This is a genomic window from Cellvibrionales bacterium (assembly GCA_016713115.1).
Lineage (GTDB): Bacteria > Pseudomonadota > Gammaproteobacteria > Pseudomonadales > UBA7239 > UBA7239.
In genome coordinates, this window is record JADJPU010000001.1 from 1,532,247 (window position 1) to 1,550,158 (window position 17,912).

The 17,912-nt window shown below is 50.0% G+C and carries 15 protein-coding genes and 2 pseudogenes; 14 read left to right on the top strand and 3 right to left on the bottom strand.

Translation table 11 applies throughout. The annotated features are described in order from the left end of the window. The first annotated feature begins 7 nt into the window (after positions 1-7). From lipB to IPK30_07630, 3 genes are all read left to right on the top strand, one after another. On the top strand, positions 8-670 hold the full coding sequence (lipB, locus tag IPK30_07620) for a lipoyl(octanoyl) transferase LipB (GenBank protein ID MBK8103139.1): 663 nt from the start codon (positions 8-10) through the stop codon (positions 668-670). Further along, complete coding sequence (gene lipA, locus IPK30_07625) at positions 667-1,629, top strand: lipoyl synthase (GenBank protein MBK8103140.1); 963 nt, start codon at positions 667-669, stop codon at positions 1,627-1,629. The genes lipB and lipA overlap by 4 nt, the downstream gene beginning before the upstream one ends. A 70-nt stretch (positions 1,630-1,699) precedes the next feature. Further along, positions 1,700-2,089, top strand: coding sequence for a phosphate ABC transporter substrate-binding protein (locus IPK30_07630; GenBank protein ID MBK8103141.1), 390 nt, complete (start codon positions 1,700-1,702; stop codon positions 2,087-2,089). Here the strand turns inward: IPK30_07630 and IPK30_07635 are convergent. Then, positions 2,086-2,526 carry a hypothetical protein gene (locus tag IPK30_07635; GenBank protein ID MBK8103142.1) on the bottom strand — a complete coding sequence of 147 codons (441 nt, stop codon included), beginning with the start codon at positions 2,524-2,526 and terminating at the stop codon, positions 2,086-2,088. The genes IPK30_07630 and IPK30_07635 overlap by 4 nt on opposite strands. An 18-nt stretch (positions 2,527-2,544) precedes the next feature. Then, a pseudogene (locus IPK30_07640) lies at positions 2,545-3,758 on the bottom strand (pyridoxal phosphate-dependent aminotransferase). Positions 3,759-3,947: 189 nt separating this feature from the next. Here IPK30_07640 and IPK30_07645 point away from each other — a divergent pair. The 6 genes and pseudogenes from IPK30_07645 to IPK30_07670 all read left to right on the top strand — a co-directional run bounded on the left by IPK30_07645 (position 3,948) and on the right by IPK30_07670 (position 11,669). Further along, positions 3,948-7,019 carry a M4 family metallopeptidase gene (locus IPK30_07645; protein MBK8103143.1) on the top strand — a complete coding sequence of 1,024 codons (3,072 nt, stop codon included), beginning with the start codon at positions 3,948-3,950 and terminating at the stop codon, positions 7,017-7,019. A 15-nt stretch (positions 7,020-7,034) separates the two neighbouring features. Next, positions 7,035-8,804: a hypothetical protein gene (locus tag IPK30_07650; GenBank protein MBK8103144.1), complete on the top strand. Its 1,770-nt coding sequence runs from the start codon at positions 7,035-7,037 to the stop codon at positions 8,802-8,804. After that, entirely contained in the window at positions 8,767-9,495 is a 729-nt protein-coding gene (locus IPK30_07655; GenBank protein ID MBK8103145.1) for a YfhO family protein, read from the top strand. Before IPK30_07650 ends, IPK30_07655 begins: the two co-directional genes overlap by 38 nt. Continuing rightward, positions 9,449-9,814 (top strand): annotated as a pseudogene (gene msrB, locus IPK30_07660) (peptide-methionine (R)-S-oxide reductase MsrB). The gene IPK30_07655 and the pseudogene msrB overlap by 47 nt, the downstream one beginning before the upstream one ends. A 44-nt stretch (positions 9,815-9,858) precedes the next feature. Beyond that, positions 9,859-10,338, top strand: a complete 480-nt coding sequence (locus tag IPK30_07665; GenBank protein MBK8103146.1) for a glutathione peroxidase — start codon at positions 9,859-9,861, stop codon at positions 10,336-10,338. Between the two features lie 56 nt (positions 10,339-10,394). Continuing rightward, positions 10,395-11,669 carry an argininosuccinate synthase gene (locus IPK30_07670; protein ID MBK8103147.1) on the top strand — a complete coding sequence of 425 codons (1,275 nt, stop codon included), beginning with the start codon at positions 10,395-10,397 and terminating at the stop codon, positions 11,667-11,669. Here the strand turns inward: IPK30_07670 and IPK30_07675 are convergent, their stop codons facing one another. After that, a complete protein-coding gene (locus IPK30_07675; GenBank protein ID MBK8103148.1) occupies positions 11,670-12,374 on the bottom strand; it encodes a hypothetical protein in 705 nt (234 codons plus the stop codon). Positions 12,375-12,513: 139 nt separating this feature from the next. Here IPK30_07675 and IPK30_07680 point away from each other — a divergent pair, with 139 nt between their 5' ends. From IPK30_07680 to kdsA, 5 genes are all read left to right on the top strand, one after another. Continuing rightward, the gene (locus IPK30_07680; GenBank protein ID MBK8103149.1) at positions 12,514-13,074 is read left to right on the top strand and encodes an elongation factor P hydroxylase; all 561 of its coding nucleotides are present in this window, start codon (positions 12,514-12,516) and stop codon (positions 13,072-13,074) included. Positions 13,075-13,092: 18 nt separating this feature from the next. After that, the gene (locus IPK30_07685) at positions 13,093-14,070 is read left to right on the top strand and encodes a 4-phosphoerythronate dehydrogenase (protein ID MBK8103150.1); all 978 of its coding nucleotides are present in this window, start codon (positions 13,093-13,095) and stop codon (positions 14,068-14,070) included. Positions 14,071-14,140: 70 nt separating this feature from the next. After that, positions 14,141-15,223 carry an AFG1 family ATPase gene (locus IPK30_07690; GenBank protein MBK8103151.1) on the top strand — a complete coding sequence of 361 codons (1,083 nt, stop codon included), beginning with the start codon at positions 14,141-14,143 and terminating at the stop codon, positions 15,221-15,223. Between the two features lie 169 nt (positions 15,224-15,392). After that, positions 15,393-17,027 (top strand): CTP synthase, encoded by a 1,635-nt coding sequence (locus IPK30_07695; GenBank protein ID MBK8103152.1) that lies wholly within the window; start codon positions 15,393-15,395, stop codon positions 17,025-17,027. Continuing rightward, positions 17,027-17,875: a 3-deoxy-8-phosphooctulonate synthase gene (kdsA, locus tag IPK30_07700; protein ID MBK8103153.1), complete on the top strand. Its 849-nt coding sequence runs from the start codon at positions 17,027-17,029 to the stop codon at positions 17,873-17,875. The genes IPK30_07695 and kdsA overlap by 1 nt, the downstream gene beginning before the upstream one ends. The last annotated feature ends 37 nt before the right edge of the window (positions 17,876-17,912 follow it).

A 17,912-nucleotide genomic window follows, 5' to 3' on the forward strand; every position in this document is an offset into this window, starting at 1 on the left:
GCATGCTGTGGCAAAGTTGATTGTGCGACAGTTTGCTGAGCGACAGCATTACGCTGATATTTGGCATCGTATGCAGCAGTTCACCGCAACGCGCGATGAAAAGACGGCGGATGAATTGTGGTTGTTAGAACATCATCCTGTGTATACGCAAGGCTTAGCTGGTAAAGCTGAACATGTATTGTGTGCGGGCGATGTACCCGTAGTGCAGACGGATCGCGGTGGACAAGTTACCTGGCACGGCCCAGGTCAGTTAATGGTGTATGCGTTGTTAGATGTGCGTCGCTTGCAATGGGGCGCACGAACGCTAGTGAGTGCTTTAGAAAATATGCTGATTGGTTGGTTGTATGCACAAGGTTTGACGGCTTTTGCGCAACGCAATGCGCCTGGCGTTTATCTGTGCGGTAAAGACAATACCGCAGCAAAAATTGCTGCACTGGGTCTGCGTATCACGAAAAAAGGTTGTTATCACGGGATGGCAATCAATGTTTCTAATGATCTTGCGCCTTTTTCTGCGATTAACCCCTGTGGCGTGGCGGGACAGCGTGTCACGCGCTTGGATCAGTGGCTCTCACCATTGCCAACTCGGCTGGTTATTGAGCAAAGTTTGGTAAAACAGTTCGCCGATGTGTTGCACAGTTCATCCGTTACATGGGAAACGAATGGCGTATGACGGAATCTCCTCGTCATGTACCTGTTGGAAAAAAGCTGCGCGATGCTGAGAAGGTGCGTCATGCGGAAGTGAATCTAATTGCTAGCGACAACCTCCAGCGCAAGCCGCCGTGGATTCGCGCGCGTATTCCTTCCGGTGCCGCTGTGCAGCGCGTACGCAGTATTTTGCGCGACAGAAAGCTAGCGACGGTGTGTGAAGAAGCGGCGTGTCCCAATCTCGGTGAGTGTTTTCACAGTGGCACGGCAACTTTCATGATCATGGGCGAAATCTGCACGCGTCGTTGCCCGTTTTGCGATGTGGCGCACGGTCGCCCACTGCCTTTGGATGCGCAAGAGCCTCTGCACTTGGCAGAAGCTGTAGCAGAGTTGGGCTTGCGGTATGTGGTGATCACTTCAGTGGATCGCGATGACTTACCAGACGGTGGTGCTGCACATTTTGCGGGGTGTATTCGTGAAGTGCGCCTGCGCAGTCCGTCAATTACGATAGAAATTTTAGTGCCAGATTTCCGCAATCAGCTGGCATTGGCGTTGCCTGTATTGGCGCAGTACCCTCCCGATGTGCTGAATCACAATTTAGAAACTGTTCCGCGTCTGTATAAGGCTGTGCGCCCTGGCGCTATTTATCAACACTCCTTGCAGTTGTTACAGCAATTTAGAGAAAAGCAGCCAGCGATTCCTACTAAATCGGGTTTAATGTTGGGTTTGGGTGAAACCACAGAGGAAGTTGAACAGGTACTACTGGATTTGCGCGCACACAATGTGTCGATGTTGACGCTCGGTCAGTATCTGCAACCGAGTAAAGCGCATTTGCCTGTGCAGCGATTTGTCACGCCTGAGGAGTTTGATGAACTGGCAGCGCTGGCTCACAGTATGGGTTTTTTGCAGGTAGCCAGTGGTCCGATGGTGCGTTCGTCATATCATGCAGATCAACAGGCGCATGCAGTTTTGCAAAACATATAAGACAATATTAATGACATGTGGAAATAAAAGATTGATGAAAATAATTAGGTCAATTTTTCTTTTGCTGATAATGGCGGTATGTGCGGCTAATACACAGGCAGAGATAGCGATTATTGCGAACAAAAGCGTTTCGATTGTTTCAATTACTGAGGCGCAGGCGGCGGCTATTTTTCTCAGCCAGTTGGATGTATTGGAAGATGGCACACAATTGATTCCTGTTGATCAAAAAGATGATCAAGAAACGCGCTCGATGTTTTATGCCAAAGTGATCAAAAAAGGTGCGGCGCAATTAAATGCGTATTGGTCGCGCAAAGTATTTTCTGGTGAAGGGCAGCCGCCAAAAAAAGTTGCAGATGATGCGGTTGTGTTGGCTTTAGTGCGTGCCAATCCGAATGTCATTGGCTATGTGGATGCGGCGGCGGTAAATAACTCGGTGAAGGTGCTGCTAAGAATTCCTTAGTGCGTTGTGGTATTTAACAGGTGCATCATGATGCGGCGAATGGAGAAAGATTCTTCGCTGCGCAACGCTAAACGCAGTTGGTGGATGTGACTGGCTCTAGTGTCCGCCACAGACGGCGGCGCGTCATTTTCTTCTATGTGAAAACGGATTGCGCTGCGTGTGGTGAGCAAGCTGAGTGCTTTATTGGTTAGTACAGCTTGGTCAATAGCGTCTTTATTGATGGTGTCTACAAATTTCAACCAGCCGGCATCCGCAAGCCAGATCATGGTGCTGAAGCAGGCGTTGTGCCGGTTGCTATGCAATCCGTATTCGTCGGGTTCGTCGGGGCCGGAAATGTCGGCGACATACACCGTGTAGGGGCGTGGAAAGAATTGATACAGCACAGACAGAATGCGGCCAGCGTCTTTGTAAAAATCGTCGATATGAATATCGCTCACGCTTCTGTTTCCTGTGCGTTATTGCTTATAGTTTTGAATAAAATCAGAAAATTGTTCGATGGCATATTGCAAATCGTCTTTGCGCGGCAGTATTACAATTCTGAAATGCTGTTGATCAATCCAATTAAAGCCTGATCCCTGCACAATCAGAATTTTTTTCTGGCGCAATAAATCTAGCGCGAGTTGCTGGTCGTTTTTATGGGGTAAACATTAGGATCGAGGCGCGGGAACATATATAACGCCCCCAAAGGTTTAACGCAGCTCACGCCCGGAATGTCGTTCAGCATTTTCCAAGCAGTGTCGCGTTGTTCGCGTAAGCGTCCACCGTCTTGTGTGTATTCGTTAATGCTTTGATAGCCACCCAGTGCCGTTTGAATAGCAAATTGTGCGGGCACATTGGCGCACAGGCGCATCGACGACAGCATGTCTAAGCCTTCGATGTAATCGCGAGCAATTGCTTTGTTACCGCTAAGTATCATCCATCCGGAGCGAAAACCTGCTAAACGATAAGTTTTCGATAGGCCGTTAAATGTAACGCACAATACATCCGTGGCGAGTGTTGCAATCGGCGTATGTTTGACATCGTCATACAAAATTTTGTCGTAAATTTCATCGGCAAAAATAATTAAGCCGTGTTCTTTGGCAAGGTCAACAATTTGTTGCAGAATTTTTGGGTCGTAAACCGCACCGGTAGGGTTGTTCGGGTTGATGACTACAATGGCGCGTGTTTTAGGTGTGATCTTGCTGCGGATATCGGCAATATCTGGATTCCAATCATTGTTTTCGTCGCACAAATAATGCACGGGTGTGCCGCCCGCCAACGAGGTGGATGCTGTCCACAAAGGATAGTCCGGCGCAGGGATCAGAATTTCATCTCCGCTATCACACAGGCCTTGTAACGCCATGGTGATCAATTCGCTGACGCCATTGCCGAGATAAATATCGTTGATCTGTACGCCGGGAATGCCCTGTCGCTGGGTTTCGTGCATGACGGCTTTGCGGGCAGCAAACATGCCTTTGGACTCGCTGTAGCCTTCGGCCTGAGGCAAGTTGTACACCACATCTCTCAGGATCTCGTCGGGAGCCATGAGGCCAAACGGTGCCGGGTTGCCGATGTTCAGCTTCAAGATACGCTGGCCGGCCTCCTCCATGCGGTAGGCTTCTTCCAACACAGGGCCGCGAATGTCGTAGCAAACGCCTTCTAATTTTTTTGATTTGCTGATGGGTTTCATAAAGATATCCTGCGTGTATTGCAGTATCGTAAGACAGTTAATGAGCTTCGCCGGTCATTATACGCCGGTTGGTAGATTGTCATTGAGTCGGTGTTCCAAGCCTACAAAAAGGGGAGAGTTATGCGTAAAAAAACATTCCAGTGTCTCGGTTCTTTTGTGCGGACATCTTTGTTGCTTGCGGTTGGGGCAATGACGGCACAGCAAGTTGTTGCTGCCGAGCGCGTCAATGTACGAGGTGTTGATCACGCGGCGCTGCGGTCGGCATCAAGCGCAGTGAACGGTGGGGGAGCATCCGTGCCTTCATTGCAGCAGATGTTGGCGCTGGATCCGCGCAATAATTTTCAGGTGTTGCGCAAAAATAGCGACCCATCTGGCAAAACCCATACGCGCTATGAGCAGAAATTTCACGGCATTCCCGTGTATGGCGAGCAGGTGATTGTGCATGGTGATGCACAGGGCAATGTGCAGTCGCTGACTGGTGTGGCGATTGGCGGCATTGAAAATGATATTTCAGACAACGATGCCGCTGCACAGCAGTTCTCTAGTCATGAGGCTATGTTGAAAGCAAAAAACAATTTGCATCGTTACTTGAAAGTCCGTGATGGTGTCGTGCCGTCATTTCGTGGAGAGAAAATAAAATTAGTGATTTATCTCGACGCAAAAGATGTAGCACACGACGCTTGGTACATCAGCTATGTGGCAGAAGCAGACGGTGTTTCGCCGGTGCGCCCGTATTTTATTTTGGATGCTGATGACGGTCGTATTTTAAAAACATGGAATGGAATGGCGCATGTCGAAGTTGGTACAGGACCTGGCGGCAACGAAAAAACGGGGCAGATTGAATACGGCTCTAGTGGTGTTCCCTTTTTGGATGTGGCGCAAGCAGGCGGTACTTGCACCATGCAAACACCCAAGGTTAGAACGGTAAATCTTGGCGGAAGCACAAGTGACTCCTATCAAACGGCGTACAGTTATGCATGCCCACGCAATACTTTTCAGTCTATCAATGGCGGATACGCGCCGTTGAATGATGCCCATTTTTATGCGGTAAAAACCAATGCGATGTATGAGAGTTATGTGGGCGCTTCTCCATTGAGCGGCATGTTTATTGTGCGCGTGCACTACGGCGTGGATTATGAAAATGCTTTTTGGGATGGAACTTTCACGAGTTTTGGTGACGGCAAAGATTTTTTTCTCCCAATGTCTACTTCATTAAATGTTGTGGCGCATGAAGCTTCTCACGGCAATGTGGAGCAAAACTCTGGCTTGGAATATGTGGATCAGAGTGGCGGTATCAATGAAGCGTATGCTGATATTGCTGGAGAAACGGCTGAATACTTTATAAAAGGACAGGTTGATTGGTTGGTCGGCGCGGATGTCATGAAAGGAAAAACCAAGGCGCTGCGCTATTTTGAAGATCCAAGAAAAGATAAGAAATCTATTCGTAGTGCGGCTGATTATTACGATGGTTTAAATGTGCATTATTCCAGTGGTGTATTTAACCGGGCATTTTTTCTGTTAGCCAATACACCAGGCTGGACAGTTGATAAAGCGTTTAAAGTTTTTTATTTCGCCAATGTCAATTATTGGACACCGTTGTCGAATTATGTTGATGCTGCCTGTGGTGTGATTAGTGCTGCGGACGATTTATCTTTCAATACTGCGGAAGTGAATACTGCATTTCAAACGGTTGGCGTAAATTGCCCTGCGCCAGTTGTCGATACCGATGGTGATCACATGGATGATGCGTGGGAAACGGCACATGGTTTGAGTGTCGGTGTGAATGATTCTGCGGGCGATAGCGATGGCGATAGCATGACCAACCTGCAGGAGTTTTTGGCAGGCACTAATCCGCAATCGGCTGATACAGACAGCGATGGCATGGTCGATTTATACGACCCATTGCCGACCGATGGCGATTGGCTCAATTTTATTTCGAAAAGCGCAATGATGGCGAAGGATGATGCCAAAGGTGCACAAGCTGGTTTTTCTGTGGCCGCGGGTGATTTTGATGGTGATGGTTTTGCTGACACCATTATTGGCGCACCGTACTACGACTATCGTTACGGTAAGAGCCGCTATCCTGATATTGGGCTGGTCGTAGTGGTTTCTGGGCAAACCGGTAAAGCCATTTGGTTCAACATTGGTGAGGTTAAAGGACAGTTGTATGGCTGGTCTGTAGCGAATGCAGGCGATCTGGATAGCGATGGTATAGATGATTTGGTTGTGGGTGCGCCGGGCACGGTGATTGATTGGAATGCCTATCGATTGGTAAAAAAAGGCGGGCGTGTTGCTGCTTACAACGCATTTGATATGGATGTTAATGGCTGGCCTACGGCTATTTTTGAAGAGCAGGGCAGCAGCGCTGGCGTGCAGTTTGGGTATTCAGTGACGGGTGTCGGCGATCTGTATGGCAATGGTTACGGTGTAATCGCAGTGGGTGCACCAGGTACTGCGACAACAGATGGCATCAAAACCTTTAAAGGTGCCGGCGCGGTATACGCGTATCAAGCGTGGAGTGGTGCGCAGATTGCTGATTATTACGGCGGTGGTACGAAGGATAGTTTTGGTGCAGCCATAGCCGGTATTGGTGATATCACTGGAGATGGCAAAGGCGATTTGGTAGCCGGCGCACCGTTGTATGACGACGACAATCTCAAAGATGCCGGTAGTGTCTACCTCATGACGCCTATCAATGATGGTTGGTTCAGCTTTTTCCTTGCGGGCATAGAAAAAGGCGGGCGCTTCGGTGCAAGCGTAGCTGGCGGCGGCGATATTTCTGGTGACGGCATTGCCGATTTTGTGGTGGGTGTGCCATTTGCGGATAAGAAAAAGGGAGGGTTCGTGGTTTTTAGAGGTATTGGCAGCATAGCCTCAGTGAGTACTGGATTTCAGGTGTCAGGTATCGAGGCGAATGGTCTGATGGGATCTTCTCTGGCGATAGTGAGCGATGTGAATAGCGACAATTACGACGATATTTTAGTGGGATCACCTGGCGTGAGCACTGCGTCAGGTAAAGCATCCGGTCGTGCGCAATTGTTCTCAGGTGGTTCAGGCGATGAAATGTGGTCTGAAGATGGCGCGGCAGCAAAAGACAATTTTGGTTCAGCAGTGGCCAGTGGCGATGTCAATGGCGATGGCAAAGGTGATTTCATCATCGGTGCGCGTATGCACAGTGCTGTGGGTGGCACAGCAGGCAAACCCAAAGTGCTAAAAGGCGCAGGTTCGGTGTCTGTTATCAATGGCACTGCGGCGCTGTAATCCTTGGTGAAAATTATGCGCAGAAAGCTATGGATGGCCGTCTGCGCAGTGCTGGTTGTTTGCGGCGTTATCTTTCCCGATATTGTTTTTTTTAATCGCACGCTGCAGCCATCTAATATTCTCTCTTTTATCAGCAAGCCTGCAGACTGGCGTGCCAGCTCGGCCTTGCTGCCTGTTTGGGATCAGAATGTACTGCCCTCCGATGGCTACGGTGATTTGAACTCTGCATTGAATCAATTTGAGCCAGCGCACTACTTTATGGCGCGTAATTTTCGCAGTGAGCAGTCGCCGTGGTGGAATCCCTATTCTGCTTCTGGAACTTTGGGGCCAGAAACACTGGTTGATGTGAAGTTTTCCCCTCATACCTTAATCACTGCGGGGTTGTTTGACGCCTCGCCAATGAGTTTTGATTTTGGCTTGTTGGCTATTTACTGCCTTGGTTTTTATTTTATGTTGCGGATTTGTCTGGATGTGTTGCAGACAAATCTATGGGTTGGGTTGCTGGGGGCTGCTGTATATTTGTTGAATGGATTCGCTGTGCCAAACCTAAATACAGGCATTGGGCAGCCGTATTTTTTATTTCCCATCGTGTTATTTTCGCTGCTTAGATTTGGTCAGCATCGTGATTTATCGTCATGGTTATTGGTGGTGTTGGCACATGTGATCATTATGTTGGCCAATATCATGACAACCATGATGTTGACACTGCTGGCTGTGCACGCATTGGGCTTGGCGTTTTATTTTGGTAGTGCCGGTGGATTTGGCTATGGCGTGAAAAAACTATATAGCTATTTTTTTCTAATTACATTGGCGGTTGCATCCGCTTTTGTATTGCTTGGCTTCTTGTGGTTCCCTGTCGTTCATTCTTTTTTTGTTAGCGATATAGCGACAGATTTTGAAGCAAGAAAATTGCCAAGACCTGTTGGTGTAGAGAATTTATTTTCCGTTTTTACGCCGCAGCATTTTTGGGATTTTTTTGGCCATCAACACAGAACGGATTTGTACCCTAATATGAATCTAGAGACAAAAACACTGCGCTTTTCTTACCTCGGCATGCTGGCTTCTGTGGTTGCTGTATGTGCTGTAAGTGGAAGTAAGCCTCCCAAAAAATGGCTGGCATTTGCAGGGCTTGCAATAGCTGTTTTTTCATATGCACGAGTTTTTGGCTTGGCGGGTTTTGTTGACTATATTCCGGTGCTGCATTCCATTGGCAATCAATATTGGGGCTGCGCGGCTGCTGTCGTATTGCCGTTGTTGGTTGTATTGGGTGTTCAAAACATTGCAGAAGGAAAAATTTCGGCGTTAGCTGTTTGTTTTGTTTTGCTGTTGCAGGCGTTAGGTTTTTTGTATCTGTATAACAAGCTAGGAATGCCTACATCGGCTAAACAGGTGGCGCATGTGTGGGTGGCTGTTGGTCTGTGGTGTTTTACTGCGTTGTGGCTTTTGCTGTTACAGTTTCGTTTGTGCAGCACGAAATTATTGGCTGTGTTGGTTTCGGTATTCATGTTGCTGGAGCTGTTTAGTTACATGAATACCGTAAGACCAATGCGTTATGGGATGGCCGATACTGAGCCGCCTGTAGTGCAGTTTCTGAAGAAAAATATCGGCGATGGCCGGATACTGAATATTGGGCAACAGGGCGTGTTGTATCCGGAATACGGTGCATTGTTTGGCATTCGTCAGGCGGGGACGATGAGTGCAGGTTTATTGCCGTGGTATGAGCGGTTTTTCGAAAAGCATTTTGGTAATGACATTTTTCTTTCTGGCTTTGGATGGCTCATCTAGTAAAAAGCGTAAAAAAACTTCACGCAAAGAATTTACGCTAGATGCAGCAGCATTGGATGCAGCCAGTATCAAGTACATTGTGATATCGAAAACAGCGGAAGCGAGTTACTCGAAACAGTTGCACGATGCGGATTATCCACTGGTTTACAGTGATAGCGATGCGTTGGTTTTTGAAAACGCAGATTATTTGCCGTCGTTATCATTGATGAATTCTTTGTTCGGCGCGAAAAACTTAGATCCGCACCGTACAGTAATAACAGAGGATCAAACGCTGTTAGCAGACGCAAAAGCGGCAGGAGTTTCTATAGATGTTTTGAATGTAACGCGTGGTGTGTTGGGCAAGGTAGATACAGTTTCGGTAAAGAATGCGGAAGTGGTAGCGCGCGCTGTGGTGTCGCAACCTGCTGTGTTGGTGTTGTCGGATACTTGGCACCCCGGTTGGCGAGCTACTATAAACAATCAGCCGGTATATATTGGGCTTGTGAATGAAGCGTTTCGCGGTATTGTGTTGCCGGTAGGCGAGCATCAAGTGCGTTTCTATTACGACCCACCCGCGTTGCGTTACGGTATTTTTGCGTCGACTGTGGCAGGATTTGTCTTTGTGGCGTTATCGCTGTGGGCTTTGCTAGGCAGGAGATTTTTCTATGGGCGACGAACATCTAACGCAGGAGCAATTTCACATTTGTCGTGAAAAAGGTACCGAGCGTGCTTTCACAGGCAAGTATTGGGATTGCAAAGACGATGGCATTTATTGCTGTGTATGTTGCGAACAACCGTTATTCGATAGCAATACTAAATACGATTCTGGCAGTGGTTGGCCGAGTTTTTGGCAGCCGTTATTAGAAAATGCTATCGCTTAACACCGCGATACCACGCATGGCATGCTGCGTACCGAAGTGGTATGCAGTGCTTGCGCGGCGCATTTGGGGCATGTGTTTCCTGATGGCCCTGCGCCAACAGGCTTGCGTTACTGTATCAACTCGGCGTCACTGCAATTGCAGATGCGCTAACAACAAAAATAAAATAAATTAAAAAAATAAAACAGGACAAGTGTATGAGCGATGTATTTGATTTTTGTGCTACGGCAATTGATGGTGCGCTTGTGGATTTGTCTATCTATCGTGGCAAGGTATTGTTGATTGTGAACACCGCGAGTAAATGTGGTTTCACGCCGCAGTACAAAGGTCTGCAAACATTATTTGAGCAGTACACCGAGCGCGGTTTGGTGGTGCTGGGTTTCCCCTGCGATCAATTCGGGCATCAAGAGCCGGGTGCGGAAGCGGAGATCAACAGTTTTTGTGAGCTGAACTTTGGCGTCTCTTTTCCGATGTTTGCCAAGATTGAAGTCAATGGCAAAGACGCACATCCCCTGTTTGCACATTTGAAAGCGGCAGCCCCAGGGATACTGGGCAGTGAAGGCATCAAGTGGAACTTCACCAAGTTTTTGGTGGATAGAGAAGGGCGCACCGTAGCTCGCTACGCGCCGGCCACCACGCCTGCGGCCATCGCCAAGGACATTGAAAAGCTGCTGTAGGCTCCTGCGTTCGGGTTTACAATGCGCGCCGTTTCACGCAATCCACAGGTGGCATCATGGCGGCGGCAAAGAGCAGTAAAGCAGTAAAAACTCCGGCTAAAAAGGCCAGTAAATCCGGCATCAACAAGGTGGTGCTGGCCTATTCCGGCGGCTTGGACACCTCCATCATCCTCAAATGGTTGCAGCAGGAATACGGCTGTGAAGTGGTGACATTCACCGCCGACATCGGCCAAGGCGAGGAGTTGGAGCCGGCGCGCGCCAAAGCCAAAGCCATGGGCATCAAGCAAATTTATATCGACGATTTACGCGAAGAATTTGTGCGCGATTTCGTGTTTCCGATGTTTCGCGCCAACGCCATTTATGAAGGCGAATACCTGCTCGGCACGTCGATTGCCCGCCCGTTAATTGCTAAACGCTTGATCGAAATCGCCAACGAAACGGGTGCGGATGCCATCTCGCACGGCGCCACAGGCAAAGGCAATGATCAAGTGCGCTTTGAGCTGGGTGCTTATGCTTTGAAACCGGGCGTGAAAGTGATTGCGCCGTGGCGCGAGTGGAGTTTGAACTCGCGCGAAACGCTGATGGCTTATGCCAAGAAGCACAAAATTCCTGTCGATTTTGCCAAAGCGGGCAAAAAATCGCCGTACTCCATGGATGCAAACTTGCTGCACATTTCTTACGAGGGCGGCGGTTTGGAAGACCCGTGGTGGGAGCCGGAAGAAGACATGTGGCGCTGGACGGTGTCGCCAGAAAAAGCGCCCGATCAGCCGGAATATATTGATCTCACTTACAAAAAAGGTGACATCGTCGCCATCAATGGCAAAAAATTATCGCCCGCCAAAGTGTTGGCGCAGTTGAACGCGTTGGGTGGCAAACACGGCGTGGGTCGTTTGGATTTGGTAGAAAACCGCTATGTGGGCATGAAATCGCGCGGCGCGTACGAAACACCGGGCGGCACGATTATGTTGCGCGCACACCGCGCAATTGAATCCATCACCTTAGATCGCGAAGTGGCGCATCTAAAAGATGAATTGATGCCGCGCTATGCCTCGTTGGTGTACAACGGTTATTGGTGGAGCCCCGAGCGTTTGATGTTGCAAACCATGATCGACGAATCACAACAATTCGTGAACGGCGTGGTGCGCATCAAATTGTACAAAGGCAATGTGATTGTGGCTGGCCGTCAATCGGATGATTCCATTTTCGATGCGACTATCGCCACCTTTGAAGATGACGGCGGCGCGTACAACCAAAAAGATGCCGAAGGTTTTATCAAACTGAATGCATTGCGTATGCGTATTCAGGCGCTGAAAGGACGCAAGCTGCGCTAATCAGCTTTCGTCCACCAGTGCCGCAATGGCGGCCAGCGCTTCTGGGTCTTGCTCTTTCAGTTTGCTGGCGATGGCGTGCTGAAAAAAATAGCGAAAGTCTGGACTTTCTTGCGCGCTGTACAAGTTGTCTGCGCCGGGTAAAACCGGTGTTTGATACGGTTTGCTGCCATCCACCAACATGGCGTGAATTTCGCCGTTGCATTGCAACTGCCAACTGATGACTTCGGTGAGCAACAACGTGTTGGGTTGTTGTGAGGCGAGTACAGCGTGCGTGCCGATGTTGTCGGGAATTTCTTGCACCACTTCGCGCTCGTGTTGGCAGTGAAATTGGTAATAGCTGGCGCTGGTTTCCAGTTCAATAATTTTGTGTTCCGGCGCATCAAAAAAAATTTCGTCGATGCCCGGATCGTAATAGCCCTCAAAATGCCCTTCCAGCGGATCTTCAATTTCGGGGCAGGGCACGATGCCTTTCATCCACGGCACTAAGCCCACCACATCGCCGTTTTCGCGCAGCGCCCAACACAGGATGCGCAAGGAAAAATATTTCCCCGGATGAGAGCTGTTGCTGTAGAGCATTTCCAACCCGTCCAATTCGGGTGCGAGGCGGATAAAGGTAGATTGCGCGGATTGGCGGCGCGCTTTGCGGGCGAGGAAGTCGATGACGTTACTGGCGGTGCCGGTATCAGGTCGGTCGTGTTCGTTCATGACTGCCTCCGGGTGGATAAACATTTGGGTGACTGCGTAACCAGATGCAGCCCTGTAAACTGTGTTCCACTGGTTTCACAGTACTGGTTCTTGCCGAAAACCACAATACTTGCTGCTACTGAGTCGTACAAACCACTTCATGTTGTCTTTTGCGCAAACTTCAAGCCCTACCTCAGCAGTTGTTGAGCGTGTTTTCAATGCGCTGTTTGCCGAGCGGTTGAATACGGTGCTGATCGGCGGGGCAGCCGAGCCTTTTTATCGTCCGGCTGATGATGAAGATGCGCGCCACCGCATTTTTTATCGCGAAGATTTTGTGTCCAGCAGCTTGCATGAAGTGGCGCATTGGATGGTGGCCGGTGAAGCGCGCCGATTATTGCCAGACTGGGGCTACTGGTATGCGCCCGATGGCCGCGATGCGGCACAGCAACAAGTGTTTGAGCAAATGGAAGTAAAACCGCAGGCTTTGGAGTGGCTGCTGCACGCGGCGTGCGGGCTACGCTTTCGTGTGAGTTTGGATAATTTGAGCGACGGTGCGGGTGATGGTAGCGCATTCAAAGATCGCGTCTACGAACAGGCGTGTCACTGCATACGCAACGGCGTGCATGAGCGCATGCAGTGTTTTTATCAAGCATTGGCGGAAACTTTTTCTGGTGCAGGTGCGCTGCAAGATTTGGTTTTATCGCGCGCGGATTTGGATTAATCCTATTGGGATGGTGTGATGAAAATTGTCGCGGATGAAAACATTGCCTACGCCAAACATTTTTTTGCCGAGTTGGGCGAATTGGTATTGATGGCGGGGCGCAGTATTACAACGGCAGATGTGCGCGATGCCGATGTGTTGCTGGTGCGTTCGGTAACGCTAGTTAACCGCGCTTTGCTAGCAGGCAGCGCGGTAAAGTTTGTCGGCAGTTGCACGATAGGCACAGATCATGTCGACCAAAATTATTTAACCGAAGCCGGCATTCATTTTGCGTTTGCGCCCGGCTGCAATGCGCAGGCCGTGGTGGAATATGTGTGGGCAGCACTGCAAGGTTTGGCTGTTGATGTAACTGCTGCGCGCGTGGGTGTGGTGGGCTGCGGCAATGTCGGTGGTCGCTTGTTGCGTGCTTTGCACAATAAAAAAGTGAACGCGGTTGGCAATGATCCGTTTTTATCGCCCGCCGATTTTCCTCTGGTGGATTTGGATGTCGTCATGCAGTGCGATGTGATTTGCCTGCACACGCCACTCACGAAAACTGGCACGCATCCTACATTTCATTTGTTCGATCAATCGCGCATTAATCAATTAAAAGCAGGCGCGGTGCTGCTGAATGCGGGGCGCGGCGCAGTGATTGATAACGCAGCGTTATTGCAGCGTTTGGAGCAGCAGCAAGATTTACAGGTGGTGCTGGATGTGTGGGAAAACGAGCCAGCTATTGACGGCAATTTGCTGGCGCAAGTGGCTATCGGCACGCCGCATATCGCCGGTTACAGCGCGGAAGGAAAATTGCGCGGCACAGAAATGGTGTATGAGGCGCTGTGTGCTTTTTTACAGCAGCCGCAGCGTGTTGCCCCCGTGGCGTTGACGGGCGTTGTCGAGCCCTATGACATCTTTGCCGACGATGCTGCGCTGCGTGAGCAATTCCCGGTGGATGGCGCGCTAGCATTTGATCGCTTGCGCAAGTTTTATCAGCCGCGCCGCGAGTTCGGTATTTGATGGTTTTTTGATTGCGAAACCTAAAACGGCTGGCTAGAGTAGCGCCGCTTTGGTTTTTGCCCGTGTGTCTATGACCCCTTTGCAGCGCTATCAACAGGATTTATTGCGACCGGATTTTGTCGCCGATGCCGCCCAGAAAAAGGCGGTCGAGCATTTGCAGCGCCTGCACGACGAGTTGATGGCCAGCCGCAAAGACAATCGCGTGTTCAGCCGGCTGTTGCGCCGTCATCACAAACCTTGTCGAGGTTTGTATTTCTGGGGTGGCGTGGGGCGCGGCAAAACCTATTTGATGGACACCTTCTTTGAGTCACTGCCGTTTGAGAAAAAAATGCGCCTGCATTTCCATCGTTTTATGCGGCGCGTGCATCAAGAAATTCGCAGCTTGAAAGATCAGGAAAACCCGTTGGAAATTGTGGCGGATCGCTTGGCAAAAGAAGCGCGCGTGTTGTGCTTTGACGAGTTTTTTGTCTCCGATATTGCCGACGCCATGATTCTCGGCAGCTTGATGGAAAAACTGTTTGCTCGCGGTGTGAGTTTGGTGGCGACTTCCAATATCGTGCCGGATCGTCTGTATGAAAACGGCTTGCAGCGCGAGCGTTTTTTGCCGGCGATTGCCGTGTTGCAAGCCAATGTGGATGTGGTGAATGTGGACAGCGGTACGGATTACCGTCTGCGCACCTTGGAACAAGCCGAGTTGTATCACTGGCCCTTGGATGCCGCCGCTGATGAAATCCTGACGAGTAGTTTTGCGGCACTGACACCGATGCCCGCCAGCGACAATGTGGCGTTGGATATAGAAGGGCGCACGATCACCGCGCGCAAAGTGGCCGATGGTGTAGCGTGGTTTGATTTTGCTGCCCTGTGCGATGGGCCGCGCTCGCAGAACGATTACATCGAACTCGCCTGCGAATACCACACGGTGCTGCTATCCAATATTCCTGCCCTGCACGCCGGCATCGACGACCAAGTGCGACGCTTCATCAATTTGGTAGACGAATTCTATGATCGCCAAGTGAAAATGATTATTTCCGCGGAAAAACCGTTGGAGTCGCTCTACAGCGGCGGCCGCCTAACATTCGAGTTCCAGCGCACGCAGAGCCGCTTGCTGGAGATGCAATCGCACGAGTATCTGGCGCGCGAACACCGGCCATAGGCTGCTGCTTCATTGTCCGAAAAGCCCCTTTCTGGTAGGCTGACACCCCGTCTTTTAGGGTGATTTGCGCCGTTGTTTTTCTCTTATCGCGCAGCACCCAGCCAAAACAATTGAACATTACATAGCGCGCCCAATCCTTCTGTAAGTGATTGGCGTGTAAGGGTTTTTTATGACGCGTTTTATTTTTGTCACTGGTGGTGTGGTGTCTTCTCTCGGCAAGGGGATCGCTTCCGCATCGCTGGGTGCCATCCTTGAGGCGCGCGGCTTCAAGGTGACGATCATGAAGTTGGATCCATACTTGAATGTGGATCCGGGCACCATGAGCCCGTTTCAGCACGGCGAGGTGTATGTCACCGAAGATGGCGCCGAAACCGATCTCGATTTAGGTCACTACGAACGCTTTCTGCGCACGCGTATGAGCCAGCGCAACAACTTCACCACGGGTCGTGTTTACGAAACCATTTTGCGCAAAGAGCGCCGCGGTGATTACCTCGGCGGCACGGTGCAAGTCATTCCGCATGTGACGGACGAAATCAAACGCCGCGTGCTGGAAGGCGCAGGTGATGCCGACATCGCGCTGGTAGAAATTGGTGGCACTGTGGGCGATATCGAATCGCAACCGTTTTTAGAAGCTGTGCGCCAATTACGCGTGGAATTGGGCAGCAACCGTTCGCTGTTGATGCATCTTACCTTGGTGCCTTACATCGCCACCGCCGGCGAAGTAAAAACCAAGCCCACGCAGCATTCGGTGAAAGAATTGCGCTCTATCGGTTTACAGCCAGATATTCTGCTGTGCCGTTCGGAAATTGATGTAGACGAAGATTCGCGCCGCAAAATTGCACTGTTCACCAATGTGGAATTTCGCGCCGTGGTGGCGCTGCCAGATGCCAACACTATTTACGCCATTCCGCGTTTGCTGCACGAGCGTAGTCTCGACGCTATCGTGGTGGAAAAACTGCATCTCAATGCTAAAGATTGTGATCTTGGTGAGTGGGATCGCGTGGTCGAGGGTTTGATGAATCCGCAACATGCCGTCACCGTGGCGATGGTCGGCAAGTACATGGAATTGCTGGATGCTTACAAATCACTGAACGAATCGCTGATGCACGCCGGTATTCACACGGCGACTAAAGTGACGGTGCGCTATATCGATTCCGAAACAGTTACGCCTGAAACAGTGGAAAAATTATTAGGCGATGTTGATGCCATTCTGGTGCCAGGCGGATTTGGTATTCGCGGCGTAGAAGGCAAAATTTTGACGGTGAATTTTGCGCGCACGCGCAAAATTCCCTACCTCGGTATTTGTCTCGGCATGCAGGTGGCGGTGATTGAATACGCACGCAATGTTTTAGGTTTGAGCAAAGCCAACAGCACTGAATTTGATAGTCACTCGCCAGACCCTGTGATTGGTTTAATCACCGAATGGAAAGATGCTTCCGGTGCGGTAGAGCAGCGCAACGAAGAATCCGATCTCGGTGGCACGATGCGTCTTGGTGCGCAAATTTGCCATTTGATCGAAGGCTCACTAGCGCGCACGATTTACGGCGCAGGACAAATTCGCGAACGCCACCGTCACCGCTATGAAGTCAACAACAATTATGTAGAAAAATTAAAGCAAGCCGGTTTGCGTTTTGGTGGTCTGTCAGAAGATCGCACGCTGGTAGAGATGATCGAAATTCCCGATCACCCATGGTTTGTCGCTTGTCAGTTCCACCCTGAGTTCACTTCTACACCGCGCGACGGCCATCCATTATTCCGGCACTACATTGAAGCAGCGTTGGTGCATCGCCAAGGAAAACAGTAATGACAGAGCAGAAAGCGGTCAGCTTGTCGGGTATAGAGGTCGCCAACGATAAACCGTTTGTGTTGTTCGGCGGCATGAATGTATTGGAGTCGCGCGATCTGGCGCTGCAGGTAGCAGAAGCCTATGTGACAGTGACGCAGAAGCTGGGAATTCCCTATGTGTTCAAAGCGTCTTTTGATAAAGCCAATCGCTCGTCGATGTTTTCTTTTCGCGGTCCTGGTTTGGATGAAGGCTTAAAGATTTTTGAAGAGATCAAAAAAACCTTTCAGGTGCCGGTGATTACTGATGTACACACGCCTGAGCAGTGTGCGCCTGCAGCGGAAGTGTGTGATGTGATTCAGCTGCCTGCGTTTTTGTCGCGCCAAACCGATTTGGTGGTGGCAATGGCGAAAACCAAAGCGGCGATCAATATCAAAAAAGCGCAATTTCTCGCGCCGCATGAAATGCAGCATATTTTGAAAAAATGTAATGAAGCGGGCAATGATCGTTTGATGTTGTGCGAACGCGGTTCGTGTTTTGGTTATAACAATCTTGTCGTGGATATGCTTGGCTTTGGCATCATGAAGCAGATAGGCTATCCGGTGATTTTTGATGTCACGCACAGCCTACAAATGCCGGGCGGTCGCACGGATTCTGCGGGCGGTCGCCGTCAGCAAGTGGTGGAGTTGGGTCGTGCTGGTGTGTCGCAAGGCATTGCTGGTTTGTTTCTGGAAGCGCATCCTGATCCCGATAACGCCAAATGCGACGGCCCATGCGCGCTGCCATTAAATAAATTGGAGGCTTTTCTCGGTCAAATGAAAGCCGTGGATGATGTGGTGAAAAGCCTACCCGCGCTCACCATTCTTTAAACAAAGTTAAAAACTGAAAACCAAAATTGAGGAGATC